Raw genomic sequence first — 17,824 nt, 5'->3', positions numbered from 1 at the left:
TCACCGCCAGTATCTTTCCAAGAGCTCCAACTTGAGCCATTAAAAAAGCGGGTTTTGATTTTTGTGTCATTAGCTTTTCTGGCGATTTGTCGCACGGCATTAGCCTGTCCACCGCTTACCACTTCAATATGCCAAGCATTGCTATCTGGCAAATTTTGACCGCTAGCAAAATAATAATTACCGTCAGTTTTATAGTCATTGGCATTGCCCGTGCTTTGTTCGATTTTAAAATTAGCAATGCCGTAGCCTTCTAGGGTTGTTGCTGGGGATTGTTTGCTTTCGGCAATATCTTTAACCTCTTTGACGGCTTTTGATGTAGCGACTGTATCGGAGCTATTGCTATCGGTTGCGTCGGATTTTTTGCTATTAGGAATGCGGTCATTAAGGCTGCGAGAGTTGCTATCTATTAAGGCTTTTAATAAATAAGCTGTTTTAGGCGTTAAAGCTAAATCTTCTCGTTGGCTGTCGTAGCCTGTGTAAAGTTGTGCTAAGCCTTTTTGTGATAAGGTGGCGTACGGAATTTCGTCTAATGCAAAGCCCCAACGAACCCAATAAGCAGAATCAGGAGTATCTGGTTGATGATTGGTGTTTTGTTGCAAACTGCGGTAGGTTTTACCGTTATATTGCACATAAGCACCCTGTGGGTATTCTAATGTTGATGACCATTCTGCTAGACCTCGTTGAGCAAGGTAAAGCATGTGTTCATCGATGCGTTTGAATAATCCGTTGAACCATTCCATCGGAGGAATGCCTGCGGTTTGTTCAAAGCTAATTCCCCAACCTCTGGCAATATTGGGGAAATTTTCGGTTTCTCTTGGTTTTGCTTGGCTAGCAAAGACCTTTTCATCTAATTTGTTGTAAACTGTCATAAAGATACCTTATTGAATTTCATAGTGGATTTTAACCCCAGCTTGACGGGGTAAAATATCGAGGTGATCGACCGCAAACTGCTTGAATTGCGTGATATGTTTTCGTGGGATTTGTACAGTAACGGTCATATTGTAGTTATCAATAACAATGCTCTCACCCCCAAAAATAAAATGGCACGCTTCAATGATGTTATCTAGCGTGCCTGTTTGGTAGTTTTTTAAAATTCGGCATTTAATCAAAAAGCGATAATCTTCATCACTTAATCTTACTGAGTCGGAAAGCGGATCACGTTTTCGATACCATTCACCGCCACCATTTCGTTGTTTGCCAAAACTGAGTGCATGCGGAGAACCTCTAAATCCGAAAAATTTACGCAGTTGGTAGCTGTTGATTACCCTGAATTGCCCTACATGCTTACCAACAAGATCGAGTTGATGTCCTGTTGCCTGATCAATATTAAGTACGTTCTGTAAGTGATATAAATCAATAAACCCCTGCGTGAGAACTCACTCAATGAGTTGGCAAGTGGATAAGGCTTTGGGTTTGTGGCGATATTGCCAAATTAATAAATCTGCATATGCCATTATTCCACCTCGATGTGAATATCACCGTTTAAAATCCGAGCTAGTTCTCTAGGCTGAATAGGAATATTAGCCGCTTGGCGAGATTGTCCTTTTTTAGCGATTTTTAAGGTTTTTACCCAGAACCCACCAACCGTATTAATCGGGGAATAAAGCCTTGAAAGTGAAATGGACTGACCGATTTTGAATTGAAGTGCGGTTAAAATTCGCTTGATTTCGTCTTTATCTATTTCGGTAAAATCTTCGTATCGAACGAGGGTCATTTCAATTTCTACATCGACAGGTGTAGGGCGGTCAAAACGGATTTCTCTTTGTCTGCCAAATCGATTTAAGATAACAGTCTGCCGACCTTGCAAGCCCACACCCGCTCCTTTGTTGTTGTAAATCATCTGAGCGATTTGATTATCATCACCGCCATCAACAATGACATTTAAGCTATGTGCTTCAACGCCAAACTTATCTGTTTTGTTTGTATTATTCTCTAGCACGACAACTTGTTTTACATCGGCAAGATCGCTGATTTCGCCTTCGATAGCTTCTGCTGAGTTTTTGGCATTTTTCGCTCGGCTTTTAACAAAACGCTGTCTTAATTCAATATCAGTTTCTTCTTCTGTGCCAAGTTCAGATTGCGTGCTTGTTGTGGCATTATTTAAACCTAGTGTCACTGTTTCGATATTAAGCTGAGTAGATGATTGAACGGGATATGCACCTAATAATTCACTTCTGAAATCTGCTCGCGCAGAGCCACTTTCATTAAGTTGAGTAGGGCGGATTAACTGCCATCTGATTTTATTAGGGTCAGATAAGGTAAGTTGATGAATTTCGGTGTGTGGATCTCCCGTTAAAATAACCGACCTTAAATAACTGTAGCTGGCTTGGCGGCGAATAAGTCCAGCATAGGCGACACGCTGTTCTAGCCAAGCTCCCGTGGCTAAATCAGGATCTAATTGCTTGTAAACCATCTCTGCCAACTCTTCGTAATCGGCTCGGATTTGAGCGATTAGCCCTATCATCTGCCCATCAGGGGTATCAGGGGCAATATTAATATTCTGTCCGTAGATTTTTTTAAAGCCTTGTTCCAAGGTTAAAATAATCTGCTCTAGACGTTCGATAATAATGCCATTATCGGTTAGGGTTGCCATTATCACCTCCTATATAGCGACCTTGATGCATATTTTGGTAAATGTCTTCATACTCAATTTGAATGTTCAGCTGTCGAGTATTTGGATCTAAAAAGGCGTGGTAATTTGTTATTTTCACCACGCCTTCAGTCTCTAAAACTTGCCGCTTAATTCGTATTTCAAGCTGTTCTAAATCCCCATTTCGCCCCATCTCTTCCAGCCAAGGCAAGCCATGCTCTAAATTTAAAAACCAGTCTTTTTCAAAAGACCAGAGTCTTGTTTGTACATTCTGAGCGATAGCTTCAGACTCGGTAGCATAACTGTTAAAGCCTTGCCCGAATGTCCAGTCGTGATTTTTGTCTAAGCGTCTTACTTTCATTTTTCACCTCAAATTAGGAAGGTTTAGAGCTACTGCCATGAACGTGGTTTTTACCTGAAATACTAGCGGATAGCACATCAGTTTCGCTTGAAATAACGCCTGTAGCACTAATCTCACCTTGTTGTGTGGTATTGCCTTGAATATCTATATCTCCTTTGATAAAAATACCGCTCTTTGTAAGGCGAATATAAATACTGCCATCTAAGGTTTGCAGAGATAGTCCATCAGCAAAAAAGTCTTTTATTACTTGAGGAACCGAGCAAATACCCGGAACAAACATCGCATCAGATAAATCATGAAAACGATAATCTAACGGCTCTTTTGCATCGCCTGATTGCCACCAACCGTCAATACAACGCTCAGAAAAAATAGCCATACCTTCATCACCAGCTTTCAGCGGAAAAGTCACTGCAAAACCGCCACCACGAGAAAAGCTGACAGGCACATCAACTAAGGGCGGAATTTGCAGGGTTTTGCCTTCTGATAGAATTTGTTTGACTTGCAATGCCAGCACGACTGTTTGATTTTGAGAATTAAAGCTCACGACTTTTGCGGGCAAGGCAGTATGAATATTTTTTTGCAGTTGCAAAATTTGCTGATCTACTGAGGTTTCTGCACTTGCAGTATGAAGGTCATAGTTCATTATTTTTCTCCGCTTTTGACTTTTTCAAATTTTCCGCCCACCACGGTTAGTTTGCTCACCCAGTCACCGCCTAAGCCGTCACCTTGATGAGATAATTTCACGATTTTGTACTGTCCGTTAAAGTAGTCCAAAATTGACCGCACTTCGACTAATCCGCCAATTTGTAAGGCGGGATTAAGCAGACAACTTAATTCTAAGCCGTCATCGGTTTGTTCAGGCGAATTGATCATGCCTGTTTCTTGCGATAATAAAACCACCTCATCACCTAATACTTTATCACGAGGTAAAAAGACTAAATTACCATCTTGGATTGACCAATCAGCGTTATTATTCTTGGCTATTTTGCTGATAATTTCTCTGCTATCGCCATTTAATACTCGCCCTCTCGGTAATTTACGTTTATTAGGCACATCAATAGTTCCAGCCTGAACCGTTGGCATCGTTTGTTGTAAGGATTTAATAATATCCTCATCTGTCGCACCTGATTTAAGCGTGGTTTGTGCCATAGATTGCGTATAGGCTTGATGTCCGTCTGAACACTCTAAGAACAAAATAAAATCAAGATTATCTCGCTTAACTTTGACCTTAGTGATTTCGCCTAGATAAATTTGCCGTAAAGTTTGATAACCCACAGATAAGGCAATTTTTTTAAAGGATTGGCTTAATAGTTGGTTGATATGATTGCGGTTTAAACTCCAGATCTGAAATGTAGCTGGATTAGGTTTGTCATTAATAGTTTTGTCAATTTCAAAAGCCACTCTTAGACTATCAATAATCAAGGTTTCGCTATCGTTACTTATGGCAACTTGCCATTGTCGTCCAAATTGTTTCATAAACTCTTACCTAAAATTAACTTGCTTTTTGTAGTGCATAACACTACAATAAATTATTATTATCTGAGGGCGATTTATGATTATTTCGTTTAAACATAAAGGGCTAGAAAAGTTTTATTTAACGGGCAGTAAAGCAGGCATTCAAGCTAATCATGCCGCGAAACTTAGTAGAATTTTAGCTAGATTAGAAGTAGCAAAAATACCTCAAGATATGAATATTCCAGGCTGGAATCTTCATTCATTAACAGGCAATCTTGCTCAGCATTGGAGCGTAAAAGTCAACGGAAATTGGCGTGTTACTTTCAAACTAGAAAATGGCCACACTGAAATTGTCGATTATCAAGATTATCATTAGGAGAATATCATGACTATGTTTAACCCTCCTCATCCAGCAGAAATTCTCAGAGAAGATATTTTGCCAGAATTGGGATTAACAGTTACAGAAGCAGCTAAACAGCTTGGGGTTAACCGTGTTACCTTATCTCGCCTATTAAGCGGAAAATCTGCAATTAGTGCTGATATGGCATTGAGATTGCACGCATGGTTAGGCGAAAATAGTCCAACACCTGAAAGCTGGTTGCATCAGCAAGCTAATTATGATTTATGGATTGCTTCTCAAAAACAGCAATTTAAGATCACGCCTACGCAATCATTGAATTATTCTTGCTAAATTTTCTCACCAATATACAAAAAACATCTTGATCCTAAATCGTTCAAACTCATAGGATCAAGATTTGCTCCGCTTTCATCACTTAGCCATAAAAAATAAGGCTGCGTAGTGCGTTCAAGCAATTTAACACCACAAACCAAGGCTAACCCTTGGCAAATTTGTTTTTGGTTGATTGGCTCAAAAACGTCCATGGTCCAACAATTTCCAATGCTATTAAATCGCAAGGTAATTCTGATCTTGCGGTTTAAAAATTCAATAGTTTGTTCCTGAAAAGGCGCATTTGTGATAGGGATTTGATGTAGTTCCATATTTTTACCCATAAAAAACCCCACGAATATCGTAGGGTCTTAGATACTAAGTTCGATGTTTATTTTATTTTCTGTAAGAGTTCACTGCTAGATATTTTAGAGTAATTATTTTCCTGTACTTTTTTGTAAACAAAATACATATCAGCCAACCACCATATAATACTGATAGGTAAAATTGGAAGGCATAGCAATTTAATCAATCCCTTTCTCCTATCTTTGATTAAAAATCTATCTATACCTAACCAGCCAAAAAAGAGAGAAATATATATCATCCCCACAGCATGTTTAAGCCCTAAGTTGGATACCTGTTCAATATGAATCCTATTGTTGCAGGTATCTAAAGATACTTATCAACAATTAGGAGAATAATTATGCAACAAACATGGCGTTGGTATGGACCAAAAGATCCAGTGTCCCTATCTGATATTCGTCAGGCAGGTGCAACTGGGATCGTAACAGCACTTCATCATATTCCAAATGGTCAAATTTGGTCAGAAGAAGAAATTGAAAAACGTAAAACAGAAATTGAACAGGCTGGATTAGTTTGGTCAGTGGTTGAAAGCGTCCCTGTTCATGAAGAAATAAAAACTCAAACAGGACAATTCCAGCAATGGATTGATAACTATAAGCAAACACTACGTAATTTAGCAAAGTACGGTATAAAAACTGTATGTTATAACTTCATGCCTGTATTAGATTGGACTCGTACAGATTTGGCATACCAAATGCCAGACGGAGCTAAAGCATTACATTTCGATCATATTGCGTTTGCCGCTTTTGAATTACATATTCTCAAACGTCCAAATGCAAAAGAACTCTATTCTCAAGAAGAACTTGCACAGGCTAAATCTTATTTTGAACAAATGACAGAAGCTGATATTCAACAGCTAACTCGTAATATTATTGCTGGTTTACCTGGTACAGAGGAAGGTTATACTTTAGATGAATTCCAACATCAGTTAGATAGATATAAAGATATTACAAGCGAAAAATTCCGTACACACTTAGCCTATTTCCTTAATCAAATCATTCCTGTTGCTCAAGAAGTTGGTATTAAGATGGCGATTCACCCTGATGATCCACCTCGCCCAATTTTAGGTTTACCACGCATCGTATCTACGATTGAAGATATGCAATGGATGACCGAAGTAGAACCTTTGCCTGCCAATGGATTTACCATGTGTACTGGCTCTTATGGTGTTCGCCCTGATAATGATCTAGTTAAAATGACGGAAACATTTGCTGAACGAATTTACTTTATTCATTTACGTTCAACTCAACGTGAACAGAATCCATTAAGCTTCCATGAAGCTGCACATTTGGAAGGAAATGTGAATATGTTCAATGTTGTGAAAGCATTATTAACAGAAGAAGCCCGCCGTAAGCAACTAGGGGACGATGAGCAAATTCCAATGCGTCCAGATCATGGCCATCAAATGCTAGACAATTTGCATAAAAAAACTAATCCAGGATATTCTGCTATTGGACGATTAAAAGGTCTTGCGGAATTAAGAGGGTTAGAGTTTGCTCTAAAGAAAATTTATTTTACTAATTAAGCAAAATAAAGCTTTATTTCTTTAAAATGAAAAGAGTTACTAAGTATTCCTACTAGTAACTCTTTTTATATACAAATTAATCGCACCAATAAAGCAACTAACTTTACACTCACCGCATCCATTGCAAGTATCCAAGATTATGGGAGAATAATACTCAAATGAAATGGCATTTTGCGGACATTTATCTTGACAAACAGAGCAATGCTGCCCTTTTCTCATTACGCATTGTTGATTAAAAGAAGGGCGTAATTCTGTATCCGCAGAGAACGCTTTATGGAGTGCGTGGGTGGGGCAGTTTTCAGCACATTTTCCACAGAAATCGCAAGAAGAAAAATCAATATCCAATACAGGCTTATTTTCTTTTAGTTGAATCAATCCGTAAGGGCATATGGCCACACAAGCACCACAACCATTACATATGTCTAAAAAAAGAGATTCTTTAACTGAAAAAGGAGGGCGAGCCTCACATCTATGTACCAACGTTTCTGGTTTTACGCTACGAAATAAACTAAGGAATAATCCTCGTCTTGAGATAGTATTATGAGATAAATAAGCCTTGTAATAACGCTCATTTTTATTGGAATATTGTTTAGCCATATACTTAACTAGCGATAAAAATGCACCTTAGGAACATCTAAATGAAACCTGCTCTTCCAGTCTTCTAATGTTATTCTGGTTAATAAACCAATCCCTTTATAAAAATCCGACTCACTCCCAGCAATTAGAAGATCTAAATACCGAGAGGACCAAATCAGAAAATGTTGCTGTAAAAACTCTGGCAATAATGTAGGATTATTTTCAGCAAGATAGGCGCTTAGCATTAACATTATACCAATATGGTCTTCTGGCTCATCTTGTTTAGAAATAAACTCAATTCTATTTTTATCTAGGAACTCTCTTAGTTTAAGTAGAGAGTCACCAAAAATCACAGCCTCAGGATCCAAATATACTGATCCCCAAGGCGGGGCAATCAAACTATTTGGTCCGATAAAAAGGGTTTGATATTCTACATCTAAATTACTGCTACGCATCCCCTCTTTAATATTTTGTAATAAATTCTTAGGAAGCACTACTTGCCACTCTTGCTCCCATTCTGATTGTTGGAAAAAAGGAAAAATATTACTCAATTCAGGGGAGAAAGGTTCAAAATAAAACAATGCGCCGAGTAACCTGCCTGAAGTAGAGACCCAATTTAAATGTTTTTGATTCATAGAGTCCTCCAATAACTAACCGCTCTTTTTTTGGCTAAGAGCGGTTAGTTTTTATAAAACATAGAAACTTAACTCCCGACAGCCATTCCTGATGTCATATGTAAAGCATAGAACAATACTCTACCAATCATTTCTGCAATAATAATAAAACATCCGACCATTACTTTGACAAACAATGATCTTGGATAATAAACAAGGTAAAACATCAAACTCACTGCAATTCCAAGTAATAGCATCCTGACGGCAGTTAAAATTGCGAAATCAGGCACTAGAGCCCTTGCTTGTTGCACTGAAGTTTTAATACTACTTAGTTCAAAACCTTGATAGACAGAAACAACCGCAGCAAATAAAAGTGAAACAGCCACAATGACTGGAATCCGGCGAATTATATTTACATCAGAACGCTCAACAAGGAGTAGCACATAACCTAAACTGAGTCCTCCTAAAATCACTGTGAGGTAAAAATTCCACGTAGTAAAGATATTATTCCAAGTTGGAACAGTAGAAATATGATAAACATTATTCATCATATACATAAATATTATTCCCACTATGGAAGTGGAGACTAACCAAATATCGCTTAGCATTTTCTGTAGTTTTCCAGAAATAGCTAATAGCCAATAACTCCCCGCAAGAGCAAAGAATAATGCCCCAGAAGCAATTTCATTACTAAGCATGGAACTTCCAATACGATTAAGAGAATTAAGTGCCCTAAATGGGGAACCCAAATGCATAATTGATGAGAAAAAACCAACACCTAATAATACCAATAAACCAAATATGATTTTATGAATGTAAACTCGATAGTATTTATCTTGAGTAATAAACAAAACTACACTGCATAACAAGAAAGCCCCCACAACAGATTGTGCCAATACAGTAAATATAACTAAAGGTAATTCATGTAACCCATTCATTTTAGACCTCCCTTGGATTGGCTAAAAAGCCTGTAGTATCGCCGCTGGGGCGTGCATTCTTATTGATTTTGACTACTAAATTAGGCGAGGTTAATTCGGCTGAAGGTAAAGGTGCAATAGAAGCTTGATTGCCATATTTTGAGCGCAATACATCAATTGGCGCGAAATCTAACGCTCGTAAAGGGCAAGCATCTACACAAATAGGTTTCACTCCTCCTTTCACACGAGAATAGCACCCATCACACTTGGTCATATGTCCTTTGACTACATCATATTGTGGAGCTTCATATGGACATGCCATATGACAATAACGGCAACCTATACAAACTTCTTCATTTACAATAACAAATCCATCTTCATTTTTATGCATAGCCCCTGTCGGACATACTTTTACACAAGCAGGATCATCACAATGATTACAAGAAATAGACATATAATAAGTAAAAACATCTTGATTCCAGCAACCTTTTGCATCTTGTTGCCAGCTTCCTCCTGCATATTCATAGATACGACGGAAATTTACATCTGTACCTAAATCTTTGTAATCCTTACAGGCCAATTCACAAGTTTTGCAGCCTGTACAACGATCTGAATCAAAATAAAAACCAAATTGTTCCATAATTCCCCCCTTAGATTTTCTCAACCTGAACTAAATTAGAATGTTGCGGATTACCTTTTGCTAACGGTGAGGGACGATGTGTTGTTAATACATTCACACAACCTGAATGATCAATCCCTTTATTGTCTGGTGCATACCAAGCACCTTCACTTAATGCTACAACTCCTGGAATAATACGTGGCGTAACTTTAGCATTAATATGAACTTCACCACGATCATTAAACACACGAATCATATCTCCATTTTTAATTCCACGTATTTGAGCATCAATTGGATTTATCCATACTTCTTGTGGGTTTGCTGATTTAATGACATCTACATTTCCGTAAGTGGAGTGGGTTCGTGCTTTATAATGGAAACCTGTCATTTGTAACGGATATTTTTCCATTAATTTATCACCATAATGTTCAAAGCTATCCACATGAATTGGAAGAGGATGAATTACCTCATCTTTTTGTAAAATCCAAGTCTTCGCAATCTCAGCTAAGCGAGATGAATAAATTTCAATTTTACCTGAAGGAGTCTTTAATGGATTAGCTTCAGGATTTTCTCTAAATGATTTGTATGCTACATAAAAACTATTTGGATCCACTTTTTTGAAAATGCCTTGTTGCCTAAATTCTTCAAACGTTGGTAATTCTGGAAGTTTCTCCCTCGATAATTGATAAATATAGCGTAGCCATTCCTCTTGGGTTCGCCCTTCTGTAAATTGCTCTTTTACTCCCATCTTTTCCGAAAGAGCTGTTAACATATCGTAGATATTGCGACACTCAAATGATGGTTTCACAACTTGGTCAGCAAAAATGACATAGTTCATACTCGCAGTAAAAGCATCCATACAAAAATCCATTTGTTCAGATGCTGTACAATCAGGTAAAAGAATATCACTATACTTCGCAGTAGAAGTCATATGATTATCAATTGTGATTATTAACTCGCATTGTTGCTCATTTTGCAGAATTTCATGCGTTCGATTAATATCTGAGTGTTGGTTAATCAAGCAGTTACTTGCATAGTTCCAAATAACTTTGATAGGTGCTGTCAGCTTATCAACTCCTCGTATGCCATCCGTCAAGGATGTCATCTCATGCGCACGAAAAATAGCATCAGTCCATAAAAACATTGGAATACTTGCTTTAACAGGATTAGTCAACGTTGGCATACGGACAAATGGCACTGCATATGTACTTTCCCTTGCGCCTGTATTACCGCCATTAATACCGACATTACCTGTCAAAATAGGCAACATTGCGATTGCACGGGAGATCATTTCCCCATTACTGCGACGTTGTGGGCCCCACCCTTGAGAAATAAATGCTGGCTTCGTTCCTGCAATTTCACGAGCAATTCTAATAATTTTATTTTCTGGAATGCCTGTGATTTTGGCGGCCCATTCTGGGGTTTTAGCAATACCATCATCCCCCTGACCTAAAATATAGGCCTTGTAATGACCATTTTTCGGAGCTCCTTCTGGCAAAGTCTTTTCATCATAACCAACACAATACTTATCCAAGAACGCTTGATCTACTAAATCCTCGGTAATCATCACATATGCCATTGCTGAAACTAGAGCCGCATCCGTTCCTGGACGAATTGGAATCCATTCATCTTCACGACCAGCTGCGGTATCTGTATAACGGGGATCTATAATAATCATTTTTGCATTGGATTTTTGTCGAGCTTGCTCAATACAATAAGTTAACCCGCCACCACTCATGCGGGTTTCTGCTGGATTATTACCAAACAGTACAACTAATTTACTATTTTCAATATCTGACATCCCATTTCCTGATGCCCAACCACCACCGTAGGTATAGTCTAGACCTACAGCAATTTGCGCAGTACTATAATCACCATAGTGATTTAAGTAACCGCCAAGGCAATTCATAAAGCGTGCAAGCATTGTTGAACCTGGTGGCCAAGACTTTGTCATTGTTCCGCCCAATGTTCCCGTTCCATAATTTAGATAAATAGACTCATTACCATACTGTTTAATATTTTTACTTAGCGATGTGGCAATTTCGTTTAATGCCTCCTCCCAAGTAATACGTTTAAATTTCCCTTCACCACGTTTACCTACTCGTTTCATTGGATATTTTAAACGATCTGGGTTATATACTCGGCGACGCATTGAGCGCCCACGCAAACAAGCACGAACTTGATGATCAAGATTATATGTTTCTGTCCCTGTATTATCGGTTTCTACATAAATAATTTTATTATCTTTAACATGCATTCTAAGAGAACAGCGGCTACCGCAGTTAACAGTACAAGCACTCCACACTACTTTTTCTGTTGATGTATTTACGGAAGATAGTTCCGTTGCTTTTAGCTTAAATGGTAGGGATATATTCGTTGCAGTAGCAACTGCTCCTAGAGCAGTTGTTTTTAATAAAGAGCGTCTGGTGATAAAAGAATTAACAATACTTTGTTCCATCTCATCCTCCGAAATAAGTTACCCATAAATCGCAATCTATTATACCTTAAATAAAGTCAAAACGTAATGAGATAGAGCAAATTAAGGGCGCATATATAAAGGAAAAATAAACAGTATCAAGCAATTGTAATTATTATTATTTTAAAAATGGAAAAATTTCATAACATAATAAGAAAGCCTTCAAGGCTATAACATAAAAGCCAGTTAATTAACTTAACTGGCTTATAAATTTCACCGCACTTTTATGCTGACAAAACTAAATTTCCGCCAACTCCAACTGCTTCGTTTCTTGTAAACGCCATAGTGCTAAACAAGAAATAAGTGAGATGGTGGCGAGAGGGTTCATCTGCTTCTAGGGTTCAAGCCTTATACAATAAGGGTTCTTGTTTTTAAAACTGTCTTTTAGGGATCATTTGGTATTCTGCTTTTTGTTATGGGTAAATATTTGATCAGATAAGCAGAATAAAAAAGTGAAAAATTTTCATAGAAAACGGCAATAATACAAATTTTATTTATAAAAATATTTATACATGAAATTAAATTAGGAAAAATAGGAATTTTTTTAATGAATATGTTAAAAATCAATAACTTAATAAAATTGAGCGTTCCTATTTTTTCCTATTTTTTAGGAATTTTGTTCCTATTTTTATCCTAAAAAATAGGAATGGCACAGAAAAAAACGGCATTTAAGCCGTTTTTACCGTAGGAATGAGATCAATATTTAAAGCATTTAAGATTTTACGCACAGTTTCAAATCTCGGCTTATTGCTTGAAAGAGTTTGATACAGGCTTTCACGAGCAATCCCAGCTTTTTTCGCAATATCATTCATGCCTTTTGCTCTAGCCACAGTATTAAGCGCTTGAATAAATTCTTCATCATTGCCATTCTTTAATGTCTCCGCAAGATATAAAGCGATCAACTCATCGTTTTCTAAAAATTCTGCAGCATCAAAATCAGTCACTTCTATATTGTTTTGTTCACTCATTTTCATCATCTCCTAATTGTTTAAATTTTTCTAATATCACTTGGACGTCACTTATATCCTGTTGCTGAGTTTTTTTATCTCCACCGTTTGTTAGCAAATAGATAATATCCCCAATTTTTGCGTAATAAATTCTATACCCCTTGCCAGTATCTATCCGCATTTCATAAATTCCGCCAGTATTTGCCAATAGCTTATGATCGCCAAAGTTCCCATTTTTTGCTCTTTCAATCCGCTTAATCACCATAATCCTAGCAATAGAATCTTTTATATTCTTCAACCATTGATTAAAAATTGATGTCTGTTTTATTGAGTACATTAATGTCTCCTTATGAACATGTTTATTGTAATGTTTTCATTACAAAAGGCAAGCAGACTTATCTCATGATTTATAAAAATATTTATACATGAAATTAAATTAGGAAAAATAGGAAAAATAGGAATTTTTTTAATGAATATGTTAAAAATCAATAACTTAAAAAAGTTGAGTATTCCTATTTTTTCCTATTTTGTTCCTATTTTTTAGGAATTTTGTTCCTATTTTTATCCTAAAAATAGGAATGGCACAGGAAAAAACACAAAAAAAACCGCACCCAAAAAGTGCGGTATTTTTTCAGAAAATACTTGCATTAACATTAGCTAACTAATATAATAAGGACATCTAGCAAGGGGCTAGAAACAAGAAACCCCAGCTTGGAGAAACTGGGGCAACTTAGGAAATAGAAGATGAATCCATGGTCAATCATCATTCTAATCATCCTATTAGTAATAAGCCAATCGGCTTATTAGGATGACGTAAGTCCTAGCGGGTGCGACCGCTAGGCAGTTCCTAAACTATACAACTTCAACTTTTAAAAATCAAGCAAAGACAGGAGAAAAACATGGCAACCACAAACGCCGAACGAGTTGCAAAATCTGATGCAAAGCGAGGGATTAAACTTAAAGCCTTTAAACTCCCGCTAGAAGTGATACAAGAGATAGAACAAATAAGCCAACAAATGGGCATACCACAAAACCAACTTATTATCCAAGCGCTAGAATGTTTTAAACAAGCTAACAAATAGAAAAACCGCACCCAAAAAGTGCGGTATTTTTTTCAGAAAATACTTGCTTTTATTATATAAAGATATGTAATAAAAACATCTAGCAAGGGCTAGAAACAAGAACGCCCCGACTTGTTCAGTTACGGGGCATTAAATGGAGCTAGGATATGCTAATCAAAATCATCATCCTAGTTGTCTTAATAAGCATAAACCGCCAAGCCCCCGTATTGCGCAACATCAAATTAATTTCATAAAAGCCCTATTATATCTCCACTACAACATCAAAACCCTACAACAAGCCCGCAACGCCCTACGCAATGGCAAGCGCAAGAGAATACTACGGAACAGCAGGGCGAGAATGGATCGCCTTTCTGGCAAAAAATGCAGAGCTCGCAAAAGAAAGCTATAAAATCATCCGCAAAAAATGGGCAGATCTTGCCGACAACATGAGCGGCCAAGTGTAACGAGTGGCTACTGATCGTTTTGGGGATTGTTTTGTGGTGATGGTTATTTTGAGTAATCAACTTGATGTTGGTGACTATGTTGATTTTGATGTAGATGACATAATCCAAGAATATTTAGATGGTAAATATTCTCATACCAATGTGACAGAGCAATTACTGGAAAGTGTTCATTCTTTAGGTGGGCAGCCGATTTTGGTACGGTATTAAGTTGCACATTGACAACATTGGAAATGGATAATGCCATTTGCTTGTCTCCTGTTTGGATAATAAAAAACCGCACTTGATCGCTCAAAGTGCGGTGGGTTTTGGTGTGTAAAATAATAGTTTACATTTAGTGATTTCGCTGTATAGTATTACTATACAAAAGGGTAAGCCATTATGATCATTTCATTTAAGCACAAAGGTTTAGAACAGTTCTTTAAAACTGGATCAACAGCAGGTATTCAAGCCAAACACGCAGATAGACTTAACATTATTCTGACTGCCCTCAATGCGGCGACTGCGGCTCAAGATTTAAATCGTTCGGGTTGGAACTTACATCGTCTCAAAGGAGAACTTGTCGAACATTGGAGTGTAAAAGTTAATGGAAATTGGCGAATTACCTTTCGATTTGAAAACGGCAACGCTGAAATCGTCAATTATCAGGATTATCACTAGGAGAAACTCAATGAAAATGTACAATCCAGCTCACCCTGGCAAAGTATTAAAAGAATTTATCGCTGACTTTACTATCACTGAAATCGCACAACGTCTTGGTATAACTCGTGTAATGCTTTCTCGCATCATCAACGGAAAAGCTCCAATTACGCCTGATATGGCAATTCGTTTAAGTCAATTACTCGAAACAAGTTCTGCGTTTTGGCTAAACCTACAAGCTCAATACGACATTTGGCAACTTGAACAACAACCACGTTTTGAAGTTAAGCCCTTGTTCACGTCAAAGCCTGTCGCCGATATTCGCTAATCCGTTTTGTCAATTTCCGCCAAAATTGAACCGCTCACTTTCACTTTATCCATGCGATTAAGCGGTGTTTCGATAATATGATGATGGGAGATGATGCAATCAAATTGCCCTCGCTCTTGGTAATCCGCACCCACTGTTGCGGTAAGATTGCGAACATCAGAAAATCTGACAATATGGGCTTGCATTGCTTTTAATGCGTCAATCATTGCAGAGCTTTGCAATAGATTTTTGAGCTTAGTTGCCACTCTCACACCATTATTCCCGTAGCAAGAAATGCTCACTGTACTCAGTAAACTACTGATGATGGTTTCTGTTTCTTTTTTGCCCTCAAATTTACGTTGCGATTGTCCAATTTCTTGTTGGCTCATCATATCTACCGTAATAAAAGCAGAGAGTTTATTTTCAGGCAACCAACCGCCAATCACAGCTTCATCAGGTAATTGTAAAGCCTTGGCTATCGCTCTTCGCAGTTGGGAGATGTCGAACTCCAATTTGGTGGCTGTATCCATAATCGCTCCAGTTAGCTAAGATTTTAATACAGTAGTCTATGCCTTTGTATTGCACTAAATCACCACGCTCAAGGGGTTCATTGGTGAATAATTTTAGCGAAGGTAAATAACGCTCACTTTCCGGCAAAAGCAACACATCACTAGGGTTTGTGGGAATCACAATGGCTGTCATTGAAAGGATTTGACTTTGTCGTCTCACTTCAATTTGTTGTTTAAAACGACTATTACGTAGTCGTCCAGATTGGTTGATTAGGTTCATTTGATAACTCCTGTAATAGATTGACGTAACCGCCCTGTGTCAATGAGTGGTTTGCTCGATCCTTTTCGTTTAATCGTGCTTGGTGCATTAGCCACCCAGTCGCCTTTCACTATATTTTCTTGCACATCGCCTTGTGCCACCAAGGCAATCTTTTGCATTAATTGCACATAATCTTCGCCATTATTAATCCCTTCAGCAAAAAGAGCGGTGTATTTTTGTTGATTTTCTGCAAGGGTCTGACGTAAGAATGGACGGCTTGGGATATGTTGATTGCCGAACTCTAAAACCGCAGCTAAACTCGCTAGATTAAACTGCTCAGCACCTTCAACGTTGCGATTTTCTGACGCAGGAATACCTACATACACATCTTTGGCATTTAAGCCTTCAAGTTGTTTGATTAACTTCTCAAGATGATTGAAATTGCTAATAAACTCCACACTCATTTTAATTTTACTTGCTCTTATTAACGCAAAGCGTTATTATAAACATAACGCAAGCCGTTATGGGTTAAAGATGATCACCAAATTCAAATGTCAAGACACACAAAAACTTTTTCAAGGACAACGTGTTGCACGATTTATACAAATTGAGCGTGTTGCCTTGCGAAAACTACAACAACTCAATGCAGCAACGGATTTAGCCTTTTTACGCATTCCACCCGGTAACCGTTTAGAAATGCTGAAAGGTGACCGAGAAGGTCAATATAGCATTCGCATTAATGACCAATGGCGCATTTGTTTTGTTTGGCAAAACGGACACGCTCATAGCGTTGAAATTGTTGATTACCACTAGGAGAATATATGGAAAAACGAGAAGTCCCACTTTCACACCCTGGGGAAATTTTACTAGAAGAATGGCTTAAGCCACTTAATATCAGTCAATATGCTTTAGCAAAAGCAATTGATGTTCCACCTCGTCGCATTAATGAAATTGTCAAAGGTAAACGTTCAATTACGCCAGATACGGCTTTGCGCCTTGCTACTTTCTTTGGTACGGATGCACAGAGCTGGATTAACTTGCAAAGTCATTACGATTTGAGACTGACAAGTGAGCAAATTTCGCCACAACTTAATGCAATTTCTCCTTTTGTGTTTGCCTAAGCCACCATTACCCCAACCCCAACTAACCGCTTAAGGCGGAGATATTCCTGTCCGTAAGCGGTGGTTTGGTAATCTAAATTGGCATCTGGCATAGGGGCGACATAACTTACCGATAATTCACCCGCACTTTCAGAGGCAAGTGGGCGAGTTGCGTTGCCACCTGTTGCATTGCTTTCTTCTCGTAGCTTGAGTAAATGTGCAGTTAATGCCATTACGCCACGCTGATAGAATTTTCCCCAGCGTTTCTCGCTAATTTCAGTTTGTGCGTCCAATAAAAAAAGCTCGATAATTTCTTCATCGAGCTTTTCAAATTCGGGATAACGTACCAGAAAATCCAGCCTTAACTGCGACATATTT

The 17,824-nt window shown here is 38.0% G+C and carries 29 protein-coding genes; 10 read left to right on the top strand and 19 right to left on the bottom strand.

Annotation, left to right across the window (positions count from 1 at the left end; genetic code table 11):
• The 6 genes from B0186_RS11980 to B0186_RS04295 form a co-directional block, all read right to left on the bottom strand.
• Positions 1 to 869 (bottom strand): tail fiber protein (locus B0186_RS11980; protein ID WP_235817173.1); only part of this gene is annotated, 869 nt, incomplete at its 3' end.
• Positions 870 to 878: 9 nt separating this feature from the next.
• Positions 879 to 1,358 carry a DUF2612 domain-containing protein gene (locus B0186_RS04315; protein ID WP_078218164.1) on the bottom strand — a complete coding sequence of 160 codons (480 nt, stop codon included), beginning with the start codon at positions 1,356 to 1,358 and terminating at the stop codon, positions 879 to 881.
• A 95-nt stretch (positions 1,359 to 1,453) separates the two neighbouring features.
• A complete protein-coding gene (locus B0186_RS04310; protein ID WP_078218163.1) occupies positions 1,454 to 2,593 on the bottom strand; it encodes a baseplate J/gp47 family protein in 1,140 nt (379 codons plus the stop codon).
• Positions 2,574 to 2,951, bottom strand: a complete 378-nt coding sequence (locus B0186_RS04305) for a hypothetical protein (protein WP_078218162.1) — start codon at positions 2,949 to 2,951, stop codon at positions 2,574 to 2,576. Before B0186_RS04305 ends, B0186_RS04310 begins: the two co-directional genes overlap by 20 nt.
• 13 nt (positions 2,952 to 2,964) lie before the next feature.
• Positions 2,965 to 3,594 carry a Gp138 family membrane-puncturing spike protein gene (locus B0186_RS04300; protein ID WP_078218161.1) on the bottom strand — a complete coding sequence of 210 codons (630 nt, stop codon included), beginning with the start codon at positions 3,592 to 3,594 and terminating at the stop codon, positions 2,965 to 2,967.
• A complete protein-coding gene (locus B0186_RS04295) occupies positions 3,594 to 4,427 on the bottom strand; it encodes a phage protein (RefSeq protein WP_078218160.1) in 834 nt (277 codons plus the stop codon). Before B0186_RS04295 ends, B0186_RS04300 begins: the two co-directional genes overlap by 1 nt.
• A 76-nt stretch (positions 4,428 to 4,503) precedes the next feature.
• On the opposite strand from B0186_RS04295, the gene B0186_RS04290 reads away from it, so the two are divergent.
• Both B0186_RS04290 and B0186_RS04285 read left to right on the top strand, forming a co-directional pair.
• Positions 4,504 to 4,782, top strand: coding sequence for a type II toxin-antitoxin system RelE/ParE family toxin (locus B0186_RS04290; RefSeq protein WP_078218159.1), 279 nt, complete (start codon positions 4,504 to 4,506; stop codon positions 4,780 to 4,782).
• A 9-nt stretch (positions 4,783 to 4,791) separates the two neighbouring features.
• The gene (locus B0186_RS04285; protein WP_078218158.1) at positions 4,792 to 5,097 is read left to right on the top strand and encodes a HigA family addiction module antitoxin; all 306 of its coding nucleotides are present in this window, start codon (positions 4,792 to 4,794) and stop codon (positions 5,095 to 5,097) included.
• Here B0186_RS04285 and B0186_RS04280 read toward each other — a convergent pair.
• Together B0186_RS04280 and B0186_RS12195 are read right to left on the bottom strand one after the other, a co-directional pair.
• Positions 5,094 to 5,417 carry a phage baseplate plug family protein gene (locus B0186_RS04280; protein WP_235817172.1) on the bottom strand — a complete coding sequence of 108 codons (324 nt, stop codon included), beginning with the start codon at positions 5,415 to 5,417 and terminating at the stop codon, positions 5,094 to 5,096. The genes B0186_RS04285 and B0186_RS04280 overlap by 4 nt on opposite strands.
• Positions 5,418 to 5,464: 47 nt before the next feature.
• Positions 5,465 to 5,677, bottom strand: coding sequence for an NINE protein (locus tag B0186_RS12195; RefSeq protein WP_078218157.1), 213 nt, complete (start codon positions 5,675 to 5,677; stop codon positions 5,465 to 5,467).
• A gap of 99 nt (positions 5,678 to 5,776) precedes the next feature.
• Between B0186_RS12195 and uxuA the strand changes: the two genes are divergently transcribed.
• Entirely contained in the window at positions 5,777 to 6,961 is a 1,185-nt protein-coding gene (uxuA, locus tag B0186_RS04270) for a mannonate dehydratase (protein WP_078218156.1), read from the top strand.
• Between the two features lie 39 nt (positions 6,962 to 7,000).
• Here the strand turns inward: uxuA and napF are convergent, their stop codons facing one another.
• From napF to B0186_RS04235, 7 genes are all read right to left on the bottom strand, one after another.
• A complete protein-coding gene (napF, locus tag B0186_RS04265; RefSeq protein WP_078218155.1) occupies positions 7,001 to 7,558 on the bottom strand; it encodes a ferredoxin-type protein NapF in 558 nt (185 codons plus the stop codon).
• A gap of 8 nt (positions 7,559 to 7,566) precedes the next feature.
• Positions 7,567 to 8,172, bottom strand: a complete 606-nt coding sequence (gene dmsD, locus B0186_RS04260; protein ID WP_078218154.1) for a Tat proofreading chaperone DmsD — start codon at positions 8,170 to 8,172, stop codon at positions 7,567 to 7,569.
• A gap of 68 nt (positions 8,173 to 8,240) precedes the next feature.
• Positions 8,241 to 9,089 (bottom strand): DmsC/YnfH family molybdoenzyme membrane anchor subunit, encoded by an 849-nt coding sequence (locus tag B0186_RS04255; RefSeq protein ID WP_078218153.1) that lies wholly within the window; start codon positions 9,087 to 9,089, stop codon positions 8,241 to 8,243.
• Position 9,090: 1 nt separating this feature from the next.
• Positions 9,091 to 9,708, bottom strand: coding sequence for a DMSO/selenate family reductase complex B subunit (locus tag B0186_RS04250; RefSeq protein ID WP_078218152.1), 618 nt, complete (start codon positions 9,706 to 9,708; stop codon positions 9,091 to 9,093).
• Positions 9,709 to 9,718: 10 nt separating this feature from the next.
• The gene (locus tag B0186_RS04245; protein WP_078218151.1) at positions 9,719 to 12,145 is read right to left on the bottom strand and encodes a DMSO/selenate family reductase complex A subunit; all 2,427 of its coding nucleotides are present in this window, start codon (positions 12,143 to 12,145) and stop codon (positions 9,719 to 9,721) included.
• Between the two features lie 686 nt (positions 12,146 to 12,831).
• Positions 12,832 to 13,131: an addiction module antidote protein gene (locus B0186_RS04240; protein WP_012341122.1), complete on the bottom strand. Its 300-nt coding sequence runs from the start codon at positions 13,129 to 13,131 to the stop codon at positions 12,832 to 12,834.
• Positions 13,124 to 13,447: a type II toxin-antitoxin system RelE/ParE family toxin gene (locus tag B0186_RS04235; RefSeq protein ID WP_078218150.1), complete on the bottom strand. Its 324-nt coding sequence runs from the start codon at positions 13,445 to 13,447 to the stop codon at positions 13,124 to 13,126. The genes B0186_RS04240 and B0186_RS04235 overlap by 8 nt, the downstream gene beginning before the upstream one ends.
• A gap of 562 nt (positions 13,448 to 14,009) precedes the next feature.
• On the opposite strand from B0186_RS04235, the gene B0186_RS04230 reads away from it, so the two are divergent.
• From B0186_RS04230 to B0186_RS04215, 5 genes are all read left to right on the top strand, one after another.
• Positions 14,010 to 14,192 (top strand): ribbon-helix-helix protein, CopG family, encoded by a 183-nt coding sequence (locus tag B0186_RS04230; protein WP_078218149.1) that lies wholly within the window; start codon positions 14,010 to 14,012, stop codon positions 14,190 to 14,192.
• A 296-nt stretch (positions 14,193 to 14,488) separates the two neighbouring features.
• Positions 14,489 to 14,635 (top strand): hypothetical protein, encoded by a 147-nt coding sequence (locus B0186_RS11630; protein ID WP_158077957.1) that lies wholly within the window; start codon positions 14,489 to 14,491, stop codon positions 14,633 to 14,635.
• Positions 14,636 to 14,638: 3 nt separating this feature from the next.
• Positions 14,639 to 14,842, top strand: a complete 204-nt coding sequence (locus tag B0186_RS04225) for a nucleoside triphosphate pyrophosphohydrolase family protein (protein WP_078218148.1) — start codon at positions 14,639 to 14,641, stop codon at positions 14,840 to 14,842.
• Positions 14,843 to 15,013: 171 nt separating this feature from the next.
• Positions 15,014 to 15,292, top strand: coding sequence for a type II toxin-antitoxin system RelE/ParE family toxin (locus tag B0186_RS04220; protein WP_078218147.1), 279 nt, complete (start codon positions 15,014 to 15,016; stop codon positions 15,290 to 15,292).
• Between the two features lie 10 nt (positions 15,293 to 15,302).
• Complete coding sequence (locus tag B0186_RS04215) at positions 15,303 to 15,599, top strand: HigA family addiction module antitoxin (RefSeq protein WP_172459654.1); 297 nt, start codon at positions 15,303 to 15,305, stop codon at positions 15,597 to 15,599.
• Here B0186_RS04215 and B0186_RS04210 read toward each other — a convergent pair.
• The 3 genes from B0186_RS04210 to B0186_RS04200 are packed head-to-tail and all read right to left on the bottom strand — an operon-like array spanning position 15,596 to position 16,810.
• Positions 15,596 to 16,108 (bottom strand): phage neck terminator protein, encoded by a 513-nt coding sequence (locus B0186_RS04210; protein WP_235817171.1) that lies wholly within the window; start codon positions 16,106 to 16,108, stop codon positions 15,596 to 15,598. The two genes, B0186_RS04215 and B0186_RS04210, sit on opposite strands and share 4 nt — an antisense overlap.
• Positions 16,032 to 16,367 (bottom strand): hypothetical protein, encoded by a 336-nt coding sequence (locus B0186_RS04205; protein WP_078218146.1) that lies wholly within the window; start codon positions 16,365 to 16,367, stop codon positions 16,032 to 16,034. Before B0186_RS04205 ends, B0186_RS04210 begins: the two co-directional genes overlap by 77 nt.
• Positions 16,364 to 16,810 (bottom strand): hypothetical protein, encoded by a 447-nt coding sequence (locus tag B0186_RS04200; protein WP_078218145.1) that lies wholly within the window; start codon positions 16,808 to 16,810, stop codon positions 16,364 to 16,366. The genes B0186_RS04205 and B0186_RS04200 overlap by 4 nt, the downstream gene beginning before the upstream one ends.
• A 70-nt stretch (positions 16,811 to 16,880) precedes the next feature.
• On the opposite strand from B0186_RS04200, the gene B0186_RS04195 reads away from it, so the two are divergent.
• Together B0186_RS04195 and B0186_RS04190 are read left to right on the top strand one after the other, a co-directional pair.
• Positions 16,881 to 17,159, top strand: coding sequence for a type II toxin-antitoxin system RelE/ParE family toxin (locus B0186_RS04195; RefSeq protein ID WP_078218144.1), 279 nt, complete (start codon positions 16,881 to 16,883; stop codon positions 17,157 to 17,159).
• A gap of 8 nt (positions 17,160 to 17,167) precedes the next feature.
• Positions 17,168 to 17,467, top strand: a complete 300-nt coding sequence (locus tag B0186_RS04190) for a HigA family addiction module antitoxin (protein WP_078218143.1) — start codon at positions 17,168 to 17,170, stop codon at positions 17,465 to 17,467.
• Here B0186_RS04190 and B0186_RS04185 read toward each other — a convergent pair.
• Positions 17,464 to 17,820, bottom strand: coding sequence for a DUF4054 domain-containing protein (locus tag B0186_RS04185; protein WP_078218142.1), 357 nt, complete (start codon positions 17,818 to 17,820; stop codon positions 17,464 to 17,466). The genes B0186_RS04190 and B0186_RS04185 overlap by 4 nt on opposite strands.
• Between the last annotated feature and the right edge of the window lie 4 nt (positions 17,821 to 17,824).

This window comes from Canicola haemoglobinophilus (assembly GCF_002015075.1).
GTDB classification, from domain to species: domain Bacteria; phylum Pseudomonadota; class Gammaproteobacteria; order Enterobacterales; family Pasteurellaceae; genus Canicola; species Canicola haemoglobinophilus.
The sequence above is the reverse complement of the archived record's forward strand: the minus strand, read 5'-3'. Positions and strand labels throughout refer to the sequence as shown.